Here is a 17268-nt window from a genome sequence, read left to right on the forward strand (position 1 = left end):
CGCTTCCAGGAGAAAAGGTATTAACATACGACCACCCCTCTGACCAAAGGAAAAAGCCCTGATATTTCAGGGCCTTTTCCCATTACTTTTTCTACGCATGCTCCCGGTGTTTCCTCGCCCACAGCTTCTTGCTCTGCCGTTTGCGTTTCTTGGCACAGTCTGGACAGTAAAGGCAGTTGGGCCGCCTGGGAGAAAACAGCGTCCCGCACTCCCGGCAGCGCAACGCCTGGCTCCGCTCCATTAGTTCGGCATAAAGCGCCGCGTCCAGCGGGAGGACGGCGGCCTTGAACCACCGGCACAGCAGCGAATAGGAAATGCTCTGCACACAGACACATTCCTCCCCATCGTCCAGCAGGAGGCAGTTCCCGTCACAGTAATTGCAGCACTCATGCGTTAGCCGTCGGGACTTGCGGTATTGGCTGTAATTCATTCTTGGTCGCTTCATCGTTCCTGTGTATGCTCCTTTCCCGGTGTCACCCACAAAATGCCATCCACATTCTGCTTTATAATGCCGTATTCTTTCAGCTCTTTCTTTACCTCGTTATACTGTTCTGACAGCCGTTCCCGTTCTCCGTCCAGCTTTTTATATTCGGTTTTGAGCGCGTACAGGTTGGGGAGCTTCTTCACCCCGGCCTCTTTGAGCGCCTTTGCCGCAGCTTCATACAAAATAAGCTGGCTCTCATGCTCTCGCCGGAACGCGGCCTTGTCTTTGGCCTGCCGCAGTTCCAGCGCCACGGGCCGCAGTTGCTTGTAGGTAGAAATATGCTTTATCAGCAGCGCCATGTCCCCAAGGCGGCGCTCCACCGCTTTCAGGGCAGCGGCGGCTTCGTCGTTGGCCGCGCTGATCTCGTTCAGCCTGCTTTCCAAACCCTCGTAGCTCTCAATCTGATGTTCCGTCAGGAAATTTAAGGCTTTAGCGGCCTGCTTCAAGTTGTGGACTTTCGCCCAACGCGCATAGCCCGCCGACTGCTGGGCCTTGATACTGTCCTCCAAGGCGATCCGCAGGGAGATTTCCCCGGCACTTCTTCTGCGCGGCCCCCGGTCGATGGCAATGCCCCTGATCCGCTGGGTGATCCGTTCCTCGGTGTAATCCTCCCCCAAGGTTTTGCAGCGGGTAAAGCGTTCCTGTCCGGGGGTGCGGAATGAAATGAATTTCCCGTGCTTAATCTCGTAGCCCTGCGCCTCCATGAGCCGTAAGAGGCCGTCAAAATCTCTGGCCTGCGGGATTGCCGCGTCAATGGCAATTTTCAGCTTTGCTTTCCAGCTCTTGCCCTTGCGCTGGGCGTCCCATTCGGCATAGCTCTTTCCCTTGTCCTTGCCCGGCTTCACCACGGACAAGCCGTTTTCCCTGCACAGCCGGTCACTGGTACGCCGGATATAGGCGTAGCTCTGCTTATTGGAAATGTACTTGCGCTGGTTTGCCATATCCACTGCGCAGAAAATGATGTGGTTATGCAGGTGGCCCTTGTCTATGTGGGTGGTTATCACATAGGGATATTTCCCGCCCAGCACTTCATCGGCAAGCTGCCGCCCGATTTCGTGGACCTGCTCCGGCGTGGTTTCGCCCGGCTCAAAGGCTTGTATCAGGTGGTGGGCCAGATTGTTGCCTTTCTTAAACGCCTGATCTAACAGCATTTGAAATTCAATGTCCGCCGTTTCATAGGAACAGCCGTAGGAGGAAACAAACATCTTATCGTCGGTCTTGTCCGGGTTCTCGATATAGTCCAGCGCCTTTTTCAGATTTACCTTGATAGGATGTATCTTTGTAATTGCCATATCTGGGCCAGCGCCCCCTTGATGTCCTCCACGTCCTGCGCGTACACAGCCCCGGTACTGTTGATACGCCGTGCAATCTGGTTGACGTTGACGCCGATTTTTTGCAGCTCCGCAGTCTGCGCCCGGATGTCGCTGGTGTCCACATGGACAATATAGCCGTCAATCAGCATTTTCCGGGCGTAGGCTGAAAAATTCCTTGTGCCGAGCTGGGCCATCTTCGCTTGAATGAGCGCCCTTTCCTCCGGCGTCACGGGGACGCGCAGCACAAACTTCCGTTTTCGATTTGCCATTTCCTCACCGTCCTTTCATTCAGGGGTTTGGGGATTTCCCCAACAAGCAACCGGCTCCGGCCCGCAGGGAGGGATGGGGCCGATGTTCGGGAGTGTGGCTACACTCCCTATGCTTGCTGCTGTTTTTCTTTTCCTCCACTCCTAATACTCTGAAAAGCTTTCAAACTACCCGCAAAATAGCGCTTTGGAAAGAAAAATTTGCAAAAAAATAAGAGGCCTTTTTGTGGCCTCCACAACACACAGAATAGAGAATATTATTTTGTGTACTGGTCAATAATTGTGCTGATAAACTGTGAAAAATGATATTCACTTTGTGTGCCTTCCTCTATCTGTTGGTTAAGAGAAAAATTTTCAGTTCCTAGGCTCTTTCGGTTTGTTCTATATTGTGTTGACATTACTCTTATATCTGATCAGGCTTCATGGTCTGCATATAGCGTTGTTTTCAGAGTTTATTAGCACAGAGGCTTTTGAACGGCTCTAGGCTGCCTGCCCTCATCAAGAAACAATAACATAATTTGCCCGTGCAGCAACGGACAAAGCGTCTTCGCTTCCTCTACCAATACTGTTATCTGCAAGTCTTACTTTGGCTTTATCTTGACTGCTTCCTTCAAATGGCATATTATAGTTAGAAGTGGCTAACCAAAAGGAGGGCTATTCTGATGACCCAACATCATGGCTTAGAATGGTATGGTGAAGGTGCGACATTCGCTGAAGTGTGCAATGATTACACGAAAGTTGAATACAAGTGCAATGGAATAGGGGTTCTATATGATTATGCGCTGTTCCTTGGTATTGATTTGATCTTTATGGACTTTAATTGTACAGACACCTTCCGTGAACCCATTCCAAATAAAAATATCATTGAAATTCGTCATTACCAAAAGGGGCGCGTTGAATTTGAACTAAGAAATAATAAGGTTTTTCATATGAAAGAAGGAGAATTATGTATCAATGCTCTTGCTAATATTCCTGCGGCCTATTCTTTTCCCTTTGGATATAGCGTAGGACTAAGCTGTGTGATTGATAAGGATTCTGTCGATGCGGAAACGCAACAGATTTTTTCGTACTACAACATTGATGTTCTAAATCTGGGACGAGAACTGGAATTAGAAAAAAAGTGGTTTTTATGTCGAACGCCTCAGCGTCTGTTACATATCTTCGATGAATTGTACGCGGCAAAAGGTATTGAAGGGAGAAATTACTTCCGTATCAAATTATTGGAACTATTTTACCATATCAAACAGCTGCGGATTGAAGATCAGTATGAGGCAACGTATTATGCCAAAGAACAAATTGAAATCATCAAACGCATCCGCCAACAGCTCATAGAAAACCTCGACAAAAAAATATCCATAGAAGAACTTTTGCGAAAGGAGCCAATGAGCAAGGTCACATTTCAAGCTATTTTCAAACAGATTTATGGCGATACGCCCTATGCACATATCAAAAAGTATAAAATGAATCTTGCGGCTGTTTATTTGCAGGAAACAGATCAATCAATCACGCAAATAGCCGGTGAACTTGGATATTCAAATATTAGTAAATTTGCGCGAGCCTTTCAAGAAGTGTTTGGAATGCTTCCAAAGGATTACCGTAAAGCAAAAAAGTGATTTAACTTTTGGGCTGTTTTCTTGATTTACTTTTCCCTTTGGAGTAGTTAGAGACTGCAAACCGGTGTAGAATGACAGTGTAGTTAGTTATTGCTAACTACACTGTCATTTTATTTTAAGGAGGTTTCAAAGATGGAACAAACGGTGAAGAAAAAGTTTGGCATTCGCGATATTATGACGATTGCCGCAATGATGGTCATCAATTTTGCTATTGCAATGATAATTGGTATGGTTACATTGCCTTTTCCGGTAGTATATTTGTACGGCTCTGCCGGAATTGATGCATTTATCGGCGCAATCTTTTATCTGGTTGCAGCAAACCGCGTCAACAAACACGGACTGTTGTTTGCATGGGCTGCGGTTTATGGGGTGATTCAAGGAGTTATGGGTTATATGTTCTTGATTCCCTATTTCTTGATTGTAGCTCTCGTTGCCGAACTGTGCATGGTTGGCAAGAATACATACCAAAGTGCGGTTCGTAACCGAATTGGCTGGATGGTCAACTCAATCGGTAATTTTGTAGGTTGTGCCGTACCGTTGTGGTGGTCCTGGGACAGTTATCAGGAAATGGCTGCAAACAGTGGTTTTGATGCCAACACCTTAAATATGCAGCTCTCTATGGTAACGTCTCCTGCGCTGATGCTTTTGGGCGTTGTTATTACTGCGGTTCTTGCAATCCTCGGCACGTTGTTTGGCCAGCGTCTGCTCAGAAAGCATTTCCAAAAGGCAGGCATTGTAGGATGATGGCCGTATCAAAAAGCAGACGGATTGATCGAATTGACGGGCGCACAGTTCTTTTCCTGACGCTGTGCGCTTGTCTTGTTACTTTCCTTACAACAAGTTTTTTAGGACATGGAATTTTTACCCTTTGGATTTGTTTGATCCTGTGCTGGTTTGGTTTGTTTCGTCAGGCGATTGGGTGCTTTTCAATTTATATGGTTGCACTTGTATGGCTACTGATTGAAATGAAATATAAAATCAGTGTCCCATCTCCACTGTTGCTCAGCATGGTTTACAAACTTTTGCTTCCGGCTATGCCTGCCTATCTTCTGGCTAAAATCCCCTCTGGGAAATTAACGGCCAGCTTGAGAAGAATGCCGATTTCTACCCATATCATGCTTGTATTGATCGTCATGCTCCGCTTTGCGCCGACTGTGCTGCATGAATTTGGAGAAGTCAGGGAAGCCATGAAAATTCGTGGCTTCTTAAAATCGGTCGGTAATGTTTTGAGGCATCCAATGGACACGTTGGAATACGCCATTGTTCCGATGGTGTTCCGCTCCTTAAAGATCGCGGACGAGTTAGCAGCTTCTGCCATAGTCAGGGGAATTGAAAGCCCCTACAAGAAAGAAAGCTACTATGTCAGCCGGATCGCTGTGCTGGATTGCGTTTTGATTGTTGTCAGCGTGGGAGCTGCCGTGTGCTGCTGTCTTTTATAGCATTCTGGTGATATGTCAAGAGTTTTTAAAAAAGATTTTGATATATTTTTCAGGAAAAAGGGTAACTTTAATAGACCTTCGGCGGAAAATCCAAAGGCGAACATCAGTTCTTGTTGATATTTGATTGAGTGTCCAGCTTTTCGCCGGTGTACAGTTGGTTTTTGACCAGCAATCCAAAAACAAGCCGTACAAGTTTACGAGATGTAAGCGCGAGTGCTCTTTTGTGCTGATGCTTGGTAACTTCAGCATATTTTTTTGCATAATACTCAGTGTATTCTGGCACATGCTTCCTGACGCTGTTAGCCGCTTCTCCCAGATAATAGCGCAGATACGGATTCCCGACTTTTGAGACTTGATTGTCCTCGGAAATAAAATCGCCGGAATCGTTTTTCAGCCAGTACAAACCGGCATACTTTGCAAGTGCATCGGATGAGTGGAACGCAGTTATGTCGCCTATTTCGGACAGCATGCCGGAGGCCCATACCGGTCCGATACCGGGAATGGACTTCAGGATAAGAAACGCATTCGGGTTCATCCCATTGATGCACTTTTCAATTGCCTGCTCTATCAGTTTTATTTCTTTTTGATAGGCCTGGATGCAGTTAAATGAGCTTGCAAGTGAAATATTCAGTGGTTCATACATGCATTGATCCAAACGGTACGAGTCCCTTGCGGCTTTCCGCAAAAGCTCGGATGTCCTGGATATGTCAGAAATACGGTTCCTGCTTTTTTCAGCGAGGAACGAAAGGAGTTCTTCCTCTGAGAGGTCGATGATCTCCTGGGGGGACAGGAACTCCGTCAGTATGGCAGAAGATGTTGCGCCGTAAATATTGCTGAACGGCTTGTTATCACCCTCAAGAAGCTGCAGTTCGCTGAACTTCAGATACAGGTTTGAAACCATGTAGGTCTTTTCCCTGGTAATGCATTCTGACAGGTGCATGCGATGCCTGGTAAGACGCTTCAGGGCGATAAACTGGCCGCCGCGCCAAGGCTCAAGCTTTTTCGTCCTGCCGACCCTTGCGAAGTCAGCAATGAGAAAAGCATCGATAGGATCCGTCTTTTCCATTCCGATATAGGATTTACGGTAATTGGATGTAGCCTTGGGGTTGACACAGAAAACATAGGGCTTGTACGGCATAAGCGTCTCACATGTAGAAAGAAAATTTGCGATATGGACGCTGTAAACAGAGGTAGACTCTAAAGCAACGATGATTGTATCAAGGTTTTTATGTTTCTGCATGCATTTAGCGATCATATCGGCAAGTTCATCAGCGCCGGGCTGATTGTTGCCAAATGAGGATGAGATGTACTTGTTTTCTTCAAAATCCATGGCATAGACCGCATTGGATTTTGAGCTTACATCAATACCTACAAACAAGGTGGACATATAGTTGATCTTTAACAAGATATCACATCCTTTCCGATCTGGATTTGTGGAGCCTGAAGTAAAAGGTTTATCCTGTGCTGCATATGGTGACCGAAGCCTCGCGCAATGAGCATGCACCCGGCCAGCCTTTCTTGCTGGAGCTACGGCGGGGGACGAAAATTCTGTGTTAGCGGAATGTGCCATATGTGCCAGGCTGAATGCTAAAAAAGCAGTCACGGCCAAAGCCGGCTGAAAGGAGGAAAAGCAGTGCCTTCGGACATCAGACTCTGCCTGATATCATAACACAGGATGAATCATATAAAAAGTAACTGTTGACCGTATGGATGGGATTCAGGATGAGGGGAGTTCCTCTTGGATGTCCTTACCATCTATACCCATAAAAAGAATAAGTTCATAAGCGATATTTCTTGCCTACGAACTTATTATACGAGGAGGAATGGAATGGGAAAAGAAATTATGATCCGTGACCTGACCTTTTCCTATGGCGGGAACGGAAATCAACTGGAACATATATCATTAGACATTGCCGCCGGGGAGGTCATTGTTATGACCGGCCCATCGGGAAGTGGGAAAAGCTCTTTGACAAGAGTAATTAACGGCCTGATCCCCTACTTTTACGAGGGAGAATTAAGCGGTGAGGTTTTTGTGGATGGAAAACTGCTGAAAGAGATTCCTTCCTGGGAACGCGGCAAAATCGCAGGAAATGTATTTCAAGACCCGAGGAGCCAGTTTTTTGCCAATGAGGTCGCAGGCGAGATTGCTTTTGGCTGTGAGAACTACGGTTATTCCCATGAAGAAATTCAGAACCATGTTCACCGGGCAGCGGCGAACATCAAGATTCAGGATATTTTGGATCACAGCCTGCACAGCCTGTCCTATGGAATGCGTCAGAAGGTTGCGATTGCATCCGCAGAGGCGATTGATCCTGAAATCTATGTCATGGATGAACCGTCTGCCAATCTGGATATTGCATCTACCTACCGCTTTGCAGATATTATTCACGATTTGAAGAAGAAGGGAAAAACCATCATTATAGCGGAACACCGGCTTTATTATCTGATGGATCTGGCAGACCGTTTCCTGTGTGTCCAGAAAGGGAAAATTGTGCGGGAATTTACTGCACAGCAGATGAAAGCTCTGACTAATAAGGAAATCCAGGCGCTGGGGCTTCGAACTCCTAACCTGCATCAGATTGAGCAAACGGAAATCCCGTCTGCGGCAACCAGTGAGGTTGTTCTGGAAGTGAAAAAACTGAACCACTCTTTTGGTGAAACGATTGTATCTAAGGATATTGACTTTCAATGCCATAAGGGAGAAGCGATAGCCCTGATCGGCCCAAACGGGACGGGCAAAAGCACCATAGGGCGAATCTTGGCAGGGCTTTTGAAAGAGAAATCCGGCGAAGTCGTTTTATTCGGAAAGCATTGTAGACCGAAAGGCCGCTTGGGAAAGGTCTGGTATATTCCCCAGGATTTAGACAGTCAGCTATTCGGTGAGGATTTGCTTGACGAACTGACTACCGGCGCAGAAGTCAACCCGGAGCGGAAACAAGCGGCGGAAGAAATCCTGGAGGCCCTGGAACTGACGCCATTCATCAAACAGCATCCCTCTACGCTGTCAGGAGGGCAAAAGCAGCGGCTGGCTCTTGGCGTGGCTCTAATGCACGAAGCGCCGATTATCGTACTGGATGAACCGACAAGCGGGCTGGACGGTACGAATATGCGGAATGTCAGCCGGATGATCCGCAAGCTGGCGAAAATGGGGCGCACCATTATCGTCATTACCCATGACGCGGAGTGTGCGCTTGCCTGCTGTGAGCGGGCAATACGCCTGGAGAACGGCTGCATTACCGATGATTTTCAAATCAGAGGCGCAGAGCTTCTCTTAGACAAAATTGGATATGACAAAAAGGAGGGTTAGAAATGGCACAGCAAAACAAGAAGCAGCCGATAGCGAAAACCGGACTGGCACGCTGCCTGGAATTGGCTTCCGGCCATAAAGGGTTGGTGTTCCTGGCAGGGTTTTTGGCGGCGCTGGCTGCGATCTGTTCTTTTGTTCCGTACTTATCAATCTACTACATCATTCGGGAAATCCTGTTTGTTTACCCGGATATGTCGCTCTTGAATGTTTCCGCAATCTCGACCTGGGGATGGCTGGCCCTGGCTGGAATTTTGGGGAACATCGTATTTTACTTTTTTGCCCTGTTGTGTTCCCACGTTGCGGCGTTTGGAACGCTTTATGAATTGAAGGTGGCCTTTGCCGACCACATCATGCAGATTCCCCTTGGGTATCATCTGACCCTGGGCAGCGGCAAAATGAGAAAGATCATGGATGAAAACATTGAAAGTGTTGAGAAATTCATCGCTCACCAGCTCCCGGACTTTGTGGCCTCTTTGGTCGCGCCGCTTGTTCTGGTTATCATTCTTCTTGGAATTGACTGGCGGTATGGCGTGGTTTGTCTGGTCGGTATTGTTCTGGCCTTTATCGTGCAGTTTGCGGGCTTCAACGGAGAAGCAAAGGAAAAAATGCACCGTTTTCAGACCGCCCAGGAGAACATGAACAGCGCTTCTGTGGAATATGTACGTGGTATGTCGGAGATCAAAGCATTTAATCAGACCGCCGATTCCTTTAAGCGGTTGGGCAAATCCATTACAGACTATACCTCTTTTGTGTTGGAGTACGCATTGGGCTGGCAGAACTGTATGCCTGCTTTTACCACGATCATCAACAATATTTATCTGCTTTTGATTCCGGTGGGCATTCTGATCGGGATGCACACTACGGATTTCAGGGAGTATTCGCTGACATTTATTTTCTACCTGATTATTGTCCATGCGATTTCCGGTGTCCTGAATAAAATCATGTATATCTCTGAGTCCTTTACGCAGATTGACGGCAGCGTGGAGCGTATGGATGAAATCCTGCGTATCCCGGCCCTGCCCGAAAAGAGTACGGCGCAAGCAATCGAAAACTATGGGATTGCTTTCCGGGATGTCAGCTTTTCCTACGAAGCCGATTCCCAGGTCAAGGCCCTGTCTCATGTTTCTTTCTTTGCGGATCAGGGCAAGGTGACAGCCATTGTCGGCCCCTCCGGTGGCGGTAAAAGTACCATCGCCAGCCTAATCTCCCGGTTTTATGATGTGACGGACGGAAGTATTCAGATCGGCGGCGTTGACATTCGGGATATTCCTCTGGATGCGCTGATGGATAAGGTCAGCTTCGTATTTCAGGATACGTTCCTGTTCAAACAGAGCATCCTGGATAACATCCGTATGGGAAATCCAGATGCCACGGAAGAACAGGTGATTGCGGCGGCAAAGGCTGCAAGATGCCATGATTTTATTGAGCAGCTTCCAAACGGTTATCAGACTGTGATCGGCAGTACCGGCGTCCATCTCTCCGGTGGTGAGCGTCAGCGGATTGCCATTGCAAGGGCTATCGTAAAAGACGCGCCCATCATCGTTCTGGACGAGGCTACTGCGTTCAGTGACCCGGAGAACGAGTACCTGATTCAAAAAGCCTTTGAAAAGCTGATCCAAAATAAAACAGTTGTAATGATCGCCCATCGCCTGTCCACGATTCGTAATGCTGACCAGATACTTGTCATGGAAAAGGGCTGCCTGATTGAATCCGGCACCCATGACGAGCTGCTGAAGAAGGACGGAAAATACGCGCAGATGTGGAGCAGCTATACGGAGTCGATCAACTGGAAAATTGGCACAGGAAAGGCGGTGTGATCTATGAGTAAGCTGAAAGAAAAGTTAATGCTGTCGGAGAAAGGCTATTCCGACCTGAAAAAAGCAATTACGGCCTGCACAATAACCAATATCGCGTTATTGCTCCCATCAATGGTAGCCTGCCTGATCTTTTGGGAGCTGTTAAAGCCGTTTACGGGAGAAGCAATTTCGTGGGCCGCGTTGTGGAAGCTGCTGGGCCTGGGGCTGGTGGCGGCTATTCTGGTATTCCTGGCCGCGAAAAACGATTATAGGAAAACCTATATTGCTTCCTATAAGGAGGCCAGCACGACCAGACTTCGGATCGCGGAGCATCTTCGCAAGCTCCCCATGAGCTTCTTTAACACAAAAGATTTGTCCGATATTACCACCAACATGATGGCGGATTGCAGCAGCATGGAATCCATGCTCAGCAGTACCATCCCGCCGCTGATTGCAAATATCATCTCTGTTACCCTGACCTGCGTTTGTCTGGCATTTTTTGACTGGAGAATGGCCCTTGCGATTTTCTGCACAATGCCGGTTACATTCCTTATCATCTGGTGCGGGCGCAAGCTACAACTTCGTCTGTTTGACAAACAGGTGGATGTGAAACTGGAGGCGTCTAGCCAGATTCAGGAATACCTGGAAGGTATCAAAATCATCAAATCCTGTGGTCTTGGCGGTTCCCGCTTCGATGCGTTGGATAAAGCACTCCAGGCTATGAGAAAAATCGCCATCAAGGTAGAACTGGCCTCCGGTATTCTGGTTCAGGGAGCCAGCCTGATCCTGCAAGCAGGGCTTGGCATTACTATTTTCATTGGAACGGTGCTGATAACAAACGGTAAAATTGAACTGCTTTCTTTACTGGTTCTACTGATGTTCTCTACGCAAATTTACGGTCCGATCCTTGCCATTCTCTCGCAGTTGACCTCTCTGTTTCACTTGGGGACTGTTACCAACCGTATGCGTACCCTGCTGACCACGCCCGCCATGGAGGGCGAGGACAAGGATGTATCCAAATATGACATTGAACTGAAAAATGTCACTTTCGGATATAACCAGGACGATGTTATCAAGGATGTGTCTTTCTCTATTCCCGCTGGCAGCGTAACGGCTCTGGTAGGGCCTTCCGGCAGCGGCAAAAGCACGATTTCCAAACTGAACGCCCGTTTTTGGGATGTAAGAAAAGGCCAGATCACCATTGGCGGCATAGATGTCAGCACCATTGAACCGGAACACCTGATGCGCTGTATGTCCTTTGTATTCCAGGATGTGACCCTGTTCAATGATACTGTTTTTAACAATATCCGTGTAGGCAACATGAACGCTACCGAGGAGCAGGTCATGGCGGCGGCAAAGGCGGCATACTGTGACGAATTTATCCAGCGATTGCCAGACGGTTATCAGACTGTCCTTGGAGAGAACGGCAGCACTCTTTCCGGTGGTGAGCGTCAGCGGATTTCCATTGCCCGCGCGCTTTTGAAGGACGCACCTATTATTCTGCTTGATGAGGCAACAGCGTCCCTTGACCCAGAGAACGAGGTTTTGATTCAGCGTGCTATTGCAAAACTGGTAGAGGGTAAGACGGTTATTATGATTGCTCATCGGCTCCGCACTGTGGTGGATACTGACCAGATCATTGTCCTGGATAATGGTAAGTTGGTTGAGCAAGGCACTCATGAGGAACTAATGAAGAAGAACGGTCTATACCATAAGTTATTTCATATTCAGCAGGAAAGCCTTAGTTGGGCCGTATAATTTTTGTACTAGGAGGCTGAGATGAAACTTCATGCATCCGGGGAGGACTACTTGGAAGCTATCCTCGTTCTGCATAAGAGAATAGGCATGGTGCGTTCCGTAGATGTAGCCCGGCACATGGAGGTGTCAAAACCCAGCGTGTGCCATGCAGTAGGCATTTTGCGTGAGGGCGGCTTTCTGACAATGGATGAAGAACACTATCTGCATCTAACAGACATTGGTCGAGAAGTGGCCGTAAAAATCTATGAGCGCCATTGCTTTTTCATGGAACAGCTCATAGCCGCAGGCGTTGATCCTAAAATTGCAGAAGCCGATGCCTGTCGGTTGGAACACGTTATTAGTAGGGAATCTTTTGAACGGTTAAAAGAAACAGCCGACCAATAGGAAGTGAATCACACGAAACACGCTTCACCGCCCAATAGGCAAAGAAAAAACGTTGCAGGGACAGAGGCTTTCCTGCGCGTAAAATGGATTCCTTAATCTTCGGCGGTTCAAGACCAAGTCTGCCGTTTCTTCGCCTTCTATTGGAAATGGCGTCCTGACACTGGCGTGATTGGCGGCTCTAGGAGGAAGCTGTCATGTGTAGAACGGGAGAGCGACCACCGGAAATGGGAGTAGTACCGTTAAAAAAAGCCATCCCCCGGCCATTCGGAAATGCGGCCGGAACTATGCATTATACCATGCAGTAAAATATTTTACTATTTTTATGTTCGCCCGGAGGGTTTATGCCCTTCCGGGCGAATTTTGTTATTTCCTGCGTCCCGTACCACCGGCCCCACACTTTTTCAAAAAATGTTTAAAAAAGTGGCGTTTAGCGGGTAGCTGGTGGCCTTTCAAAAGTAACTTTGGCGGAAAGGGAGATAACCACCAAAATCACCCACAGAAAGGGGGTGAGAAGATGGATACAATCCCCCGCAATGACTTTATCCTACGGCACCGCTATGACGCATTTTGCAAGGCGGTACTCCGCAATGAGGCCAAAGATTATCTGCGTGAGATGGGACGGCAGCGCGACCGTGAAAAGTCGTTTGAATGCCTGACTCCGGAAGAACTGGAAAAGCTCTCCACGGTAGATTATTACCCCAGCGATAGCTACGTTTTTTCGTCGCATGGATATGATTTGCCCATTGACAACGAGCTTGTAGCCGAGGCATTCGCCAGCCTGCCACAACAGGAACAAAGCATTTTGATTTTGCACTGTGTTTTGGATTTGGCAGACGGAGAAATCGCAAGCCTCATGGGAATGTCCCGCAGCGCCGTACAGCGCCACAGGACAAGCACCCTGAAACAGTTGCGTTTGAAATTGATGGCGCTCATGCCAGAGGGAGGGAAACGCGGATGAAGGAACCCACATTCAACGGCAGAGAGCTTCTGCCCCTTTCGGTGATGGAAGCTGCCCACGCTGGGGACGCAATGGCTATGGAACAAGTGCTGCGGTACTATGCGGGCTACATAAACAAGCTCTGTACCCGCACCTTGTACGATAGCAGCGACATCCCTTATGTGTGCGTGGACGAGTATATGAAGCACCGTTTGGAACTCAAGCTCATTCATTCCATCATCGTTGCTTTGAAGTAACGGCCCGGCCACGGGAACGGAAATGTTTTACTCATCCCTTTCCGCATTTCCGCTGACCTGGTGGCTGATGGATGCACCTTGACAAATACGCCCGCAGGACAATGGCGGTGCGTCATAGGGCATACGGACACATTCTGTCTGCATCGAGCCGGACGGCGGTTGCGCCATGATGCTGATTTCTACGAAAACAGCGGAGCGATCACCACCCAGCCGCAACATAAGCGTGGCTGCTTATGGGCGACGACGTGTAGGCAGGACAATGATACTCCCTTACAGCCACAGTCCGAGCGTTAAAAGCGTCGCAGGCAATGGGTAGGGCCGCGTGAAAACCACGCGGGGGTGAAAGTCCCGTGGAGCTGGGCCGCCAGCCGTCCGTGTTTTGCCCACATTCACAAGAAACCTTTGTTTTAAACAGAAAGGGGGCCGCATTATGAGTAATAACGATGTGCCTATTTGGGAAAAGTATACGCTTACCATTGAGGAAGCGTCGAAATATTTTCGCATTGGAGAAAACAAGCTGCGGCGGCTTGCCGAGGAAAACCCATTCGCTGGCTGGGTGATTTTGAACGGCAACCGCATCCAGATCAAACGGCAAAAGTTTGAAAAAATCATTGATTCTCTGGACACAATCTAGTGAAAAAGAGCCTTGACTATGCTATAATATCCTTAGAGCGTGTCAAGGCTCTTTCCGTCATGGAAAGGAGCATGACGAAATGCCAAAACAGGAACGAGATGTAAAAAGACGGGACAGCAAGGGCCGCCTTTTGAAATCTGGAGAGAGCCAGCGACCAGACGGAAGATACGCTTACAAATATACGGACACCTTTGGGGAACAGAAGTTTGTTTACTCATGGAAGTTAGTACCCACAGACAAAATCCCTGCCGGGAAGCGGGCGGATATTTCACTCCGCGAGAAAATCAAGCAGATACAGAAAGACCTTGACGACGGGATAGACACCATCGGCAAGAAAATGACGGTCTGCCAGCTTTATGCCAAGTACATCCGGCAGCGGGGAAATGTGAAGCGGGGAACCCAAAAGAGCCGCCAGCAGCTAATGAAACTTTTAGAAGAAGATAAGCTGGGGGCGGCCAGCATTGACAGCGTGAAGCTGTCCGACGCGAAAGAATGGGCTTTGCGTATGCAGGAAAAGGGTGTTGCTTACACGACCATCTGCAATAGCAAGCGTTCCCTGAAAGCCATCTTCTATATGGCGATTCAGGATGATTACCTCCGCAAAAATCCCTTTGACTTCCAGATCAATGAAGTAATCAACGACGACACCGAGCCAAAGGTTCCTCTGACCCCCGCACAGGAAAAAGAACTCCTGAAATTCATACAGGATGATACCATCTATTCCAAGTATTATGACGAGGTGGTTATCCTGCTGGAAACAGGACTTCGGATTTCTGAACTCTGCGGCCTGACCCCTGCTGATCTGAATTTTGAAAAGCGTTTTATCCATGTAGACCACCAGCTTTTGAGAAGCACGGAGGACGGCTACTATATCGAAACGCCCAAGACAGACAGCGGATTTCGTCAAGTGCCAATGAGCGCAGCAGCTTATGAGGCGTTCCAGCGCGTGTTGAAGAACCGCAGGGGCGGCAAGGCAATACAGGTGGATGGGTATAGTAATTTCCTATTCCTGAACCGGGACGGCCTGCCGAAAGTAGCGGTACATTATGACGCCATGTTTAAGTGTCTTGCCAAGAAGTTTAACAAGTGTCACAAGGAGCCGTTGCCGTCAGTAATGACGCCCCACACCATGCGGCACACGTTCTGCACCAGAATGGCAAATGCGGGAATGAACCCAAAAGCACTACAATATATCATGGGCCATTCCAACATCATTATGACGCTGAACTATTACGCCCACGCCACATTCCATTCCGCACAGGAGGAAATGGACAGACTGGAAGCCAAGACGGAAATCAAAGTGGTAAACACGGAGAAAACCGAAGCTGCCGCTTAGTAGTAGACAGGTATTTTACTACTTCTTCTACTACTTTTGACCGTGAAAACACAAGGGGTTATAAAAGTATTTGTGAGGTTCTTCCGATATGAAAAACGCCGGAAAAGCCCGAAGTTACGGGCTATACCGGCATTTAAGAACTTCTAAAGAGATAATCGAAAATCTATTAAACTATTCATACAAAAAATACGAATGTTGAACAAAACAAGGAATAATCCGGTGCTATAATTTTATCATCCTAAGTACGAGGGAACGGTAACCAATTTAGTTATGAGTGAGAAAAGGAGAGGCGAGATGAAGAAGAAAGTATTAGGCGTTTTGCTGGCCTGCGCTATGGTTGCAGGGATGATAACCGGATGTGGAGAAAAAGGAGATACCGCTGCGCCGCAGGCAGACGCACAGGCGAAGACACAGGACAGCCAGAGCGGGGAAGCCGCAGGCGGCTCGGAGGGCTCCGGAAAAACAGTGACCATATGGACCTGGGACTATGACAATACGCTGATGATGGCGGAAGACTTCAATAAAGTATATCCGGATATCCAGATTGAAGTGGTAAATGTAGCTTACAGCGATTATTTCACAAAGATCCAGCAGGCAGTTGCCTCCGGCTCCGAACTTCCGGACATCGTGGCTCAGAGCTGTACGCTGTTAAAGAATTACGGGGAACTGGGGATTTTCGAGGATCTGAGCAAGGAACCCTATAATGTGGACAGTAATATTTTCTTCGACTTCATCAAAGACCGCGCAGTGATGGAAGACGGTTCCCTGATCGGGATCGAGGAGTCGATCTCCCCTTCGGCCATCGCCTATAAGAGAGATCTGGCGAAACAGTATTTCGGAACGGATGACCCGGATGAGCTGGCCAAGATCTTCGCGGATCCCTCTGATTATATTACCCAGGGCAAAAAGGTCCAGGAAGAGAGCGGCGGGGAAGCTTATCTGTTCCACGCGGCAGGCGCGGTGGCTGAGTGGCTGTATTTCGCGGACACTACCCCTCTTGAGACAAATGGAACCATAGATTTTACCGGAAAAATGACCGGCACCATCAATATGCTCTGTGAGATGAGAGACAACAAAGTGGTGGATACCTATGAAAACGGTACGGCACAGGCCAATGCCACCTATTCGGATGACAAACATATCATGTACCCCTGCCCCAACTGGGCGATCAACTATTACATCAAGGCCAACGACGCCGACGGTTCCGGCAACTGGGGCCTGATGATGCCGGCCACCGGAGGTTACAGCTGCGGCGGTACTTCCTTGGGGATCACCAACACCAGCGACTGTAAGGACGAAGCATGGCAGTTTATCAACTGGTGCCTGATGACCAAGGACGGCGCGGAAATGATGCGTGACAGACTGAATTTCTTCGTACCTACAAAAGAGTTCTTCGATGATCCGGAATTCATCGGCGGAGAAGACGAGTTCTTCGGCGGACAGGATATTGAGAGCTTCTTCTACAAAGATATTGTCAACAGCATCGGTACGCTGACGGTATCCCAGTATGACCAGACCGTTATCGATATCCGTGACCTGCTGGCGATCGCAGTCATGGACGACCCGAACATGACCGCGGCCGATGCGCTGGCCAAAGGGCTGGAGGAAGCCAAGAACAGAATAACGGATATGGAAGTGAAATAGTGACGAAGGGTCAGGGACCGGCCGGTTGAGCAGCCGGTCCCTGTTTTCTGCCTGAGGCGCTTCCCTGTCGGCGAAGAATAGTCTGTGAGTCCAGGAGGTT

General features: G+C 48.4%; 16 protein-coding genes. 12 read left to right on the plus strand and 4 right to left on the minus strand.

What is annotated here, in order from left to right:
• Positions 1 to 91: 91 nt before the first annotated feature.
• From KTH89_RS17835 to KTH89_RS17845, 3 genes are read right to left on the minus strand one after another with little or no spacing between them, the layout of a single operon-like run.
• Positions 92 to 445 carry a cysteine-rich VLP domain-containing protein gene (locus tag KTH89_RS17835; RefSeq protein WP_044911538.1) on the minus strand — a complete coding sequence of 118 codons (354 nt, stop codon included), beginning with the start codon at positions 443 to 445 and terminating at the stop codon, positions 92 to 94.
• Positions 442 to 1776: a relaxase/mobilization nuclease domain-containing protein gene (locus KTH89_RS17840; RefSeq protein WP_003505032.1), complete on the minus strand. Its 1335-nt coding sequence runs from the start codon at positions 1774 to 1776 to the stop codon at positions 442 to 444. The genes KTH89_RS17835 and KTH89_RS17840 overlap by 4 nt, the downstream gene beginning before the upstream one ends.
• Positions 1743 to 2066: a plasmid mobilization protein gene (locus KTH89_RS17845; protein ID WP_003505034.1), complete on the minus strand. Its 324-nt coding sequence runs from the start codon at positions 2064 to 2066 to the stop codon at positions 1743 to 1745. The genes KTH89_RS17840 and KTH89_RS17845 overlap by 34 nt, the downstream gene beginning before the upstream one ends.
• Before the next feature lie 659 nt (positions 2067 to 2725).
• Here KTH89_RS17845 and KTH89_RS17850 point away from each other — a divergent pair.
• The 3 genes from KTH89_RS17850 to KTH89_RS17860 all read left to right on the plus strand — a co-directional run bounded on the left by KTH89_RS17850 (position 2726) and on the right by KTH89_RS17860 (position 5115).
• Positions 2726 to 3676 carry a helix-turn-helix domain-containing protein gene (locus KTH89_RS17850; RefSeq protein ID WP_003505037.1) on the plus strand — a complete coding sequence of 317 codons (951 nt, stop codon included), beginning with the start codon at positions 2726 to 2728 and terminating at the stop codon, positions 3674 to 3676.
• 132 nt (positions 3677 to 3808) lie between these two features.
• Positions 3809 to 4420: an MptD family putative ECF transporter S component gene (locus KTH89_RS17855; protein ID WP_003505039.1), complete on the plus strand. Its 612-nt coding sequence runs from the start codon at positions 3809 to 3811 to the stop codon at positions 4418 to 4420.
• Entirely contained in the window at positions 4417 to 5115 is a 699-nt protein-coding gene (locus tag KTH89_RS17860) for an energy-coupling factor transporter transmembrane component T family protein (protein WP_003505041.1), read from the plus strand. The genes KTH89_RS17855 and KTH89_RS17860 overlap by 4 nt, the downstream gene beginning before the upstream one ends.
• Before the next feature lie 103 nt (positions 5116 to 5218).
• Here KTH89_RS17860 and KTH89_RS17865 read toward each other — a convergent pair whose 3' ends face one another.
• Positions 5219 to 6520 carry an IS110 family RNA-guided transposase gene (locus tag KTH89_RS17865; protein WP_227117340.1) on the minus strand — a complete coding sequence of 434 codons (1302 nt, stop codon included), beginning with the start codon at positions 6518 to 6520 and terminating at the stop codon, positions 5219 to 5221.
• Positions 6521 to 6943: 423 nt separating this feature from the next.
• Here KTH89_RS17865 and KTH89_RS17870 point away from each other — a divergent pair, with 423 nt between their 5' ends.
• From KTH89_RS17870 to KTH89_RS17910, 9 genes are all read left to right on the plus strand, one after another.
• Positions 6944 to 8422 (plus strand): ABC transporter ATP-binding protein, encoded by a 1479-nt coding sequence (locus KTH89_RS17870; RefSeq protein WP_117441017.1) that lies wholly within the window; start codon positions 6944 to 6946, stop codon positions 8420 to 8422.
• 2 nt (positions 8423 to 8424) lie between these two features.
• Positions 8425 to 10239 (plus strand): ABC transporter ATP-binding protein, encoded by a 1815-nt coding sequence (locus KTH89_RS17875; RefSeq protein WP_003505046.1) that lies wholly within the window; start codon positions 8425 to 8427, stop codon positions 10237 to 10239.
• Between the two features lie 3 nt (positions 10240 to 10242).
• Complete coding sequence (locus KTH89_RS17880) at positions 10243 to 11976, plus strand: ABC transporter ATP-binding protein (protein WP_003505048.1); 1734 nt, start codon at positions 10243 to 10245, stop codon at positions 11974 to 11976.
• Positions 11977 to 11997: 21 nt separating this feature from the next.
• Positions 11998 to 12360: a metal-dependent transcriptional regulator gene (locus tag KTH89_RS17885; protein ID WP_003505050.1), complete on the plus strand. Its 363-nt coding sequence runs from the start codon at positions 11998 to 12000 to the stop codon at positions 12358 to 12360.
• A 514-nt stretch (positions 12361 to 12874) separates the two neighbouring features.
• Positions 12875 to 13318 (plus strand): RNA polymerase sigma factor, encoded by a 444-nt coding sequence (locus KTH89_RS17890; RefSeq protein WP_044911539.1) that lies wholly within the window; start codon positions 12875 to 12877, stop codon positions 13316 to 13318.
• The gene (locus KTH89_RS17895) at positions 13315 to 13554 is read left to right on the plus strand and encodes a helix-turn-helix domain-containing protein (RefSeq protein ID WP_003505055.1); all 240 of its coding nucleotides are present in this window, start codon (positions 13315 to 13317) and stop codon (positions 13552 to 13554) included. The genes KTH89_RS17890 and KTH89_RS17895 overlap by 4 nt, the downstream gene beginning before the upstream one ends.
• 430 nt (positions 13555 to 13984) lie before the next feature.
• Positions 13985 to 14188 carry an excisionase gene (locus tag KTH89_RS17900; protein WP_129878395.1) on the plus strand — a complete coding sequence of 68 codons (204 nt, stop codon included), beginning with the start codon at positions 13985 to 13987 and terminating at the stop codon, positions 14186 to 14188.
• A 79-nt stretch (positions 14189 to 14267) separates the two neighbouring features.
• A complete protein-coding gene (locus KTH89_RS17905) occupies positions 14268 to 15524 on the plus strand; it encodes a site-specific integrase (protein ID WP_003505062.1) in 1257 nt (418 codons plus the stop codon).
• 294 nt (positions 15525 to 15818) lie between these two features.
• Complete coding sequence (locus KTH89_RS17910) at positions 15819 to 17168, plus strand: ABC transporter substrate-binding protein (RefSeq protein WP_238722585.1); 1350 nt, start codon at positions 15819 to 15821, stop codon at positions 17166 to 17168.
• Positions 17169 to 17268 lie beyond the last annotated feature (100 nt).

The organism is Diplocloster agilis, from assembly GCF_019042275.1.
In the GTDB taxonomy this organism is placed as follows: domain Bacteria; phylum Bacillota; class Clostridia; order Lachnospirales; family Lachnospiraceae; genus Diplocloster; species Diplocloster agilis.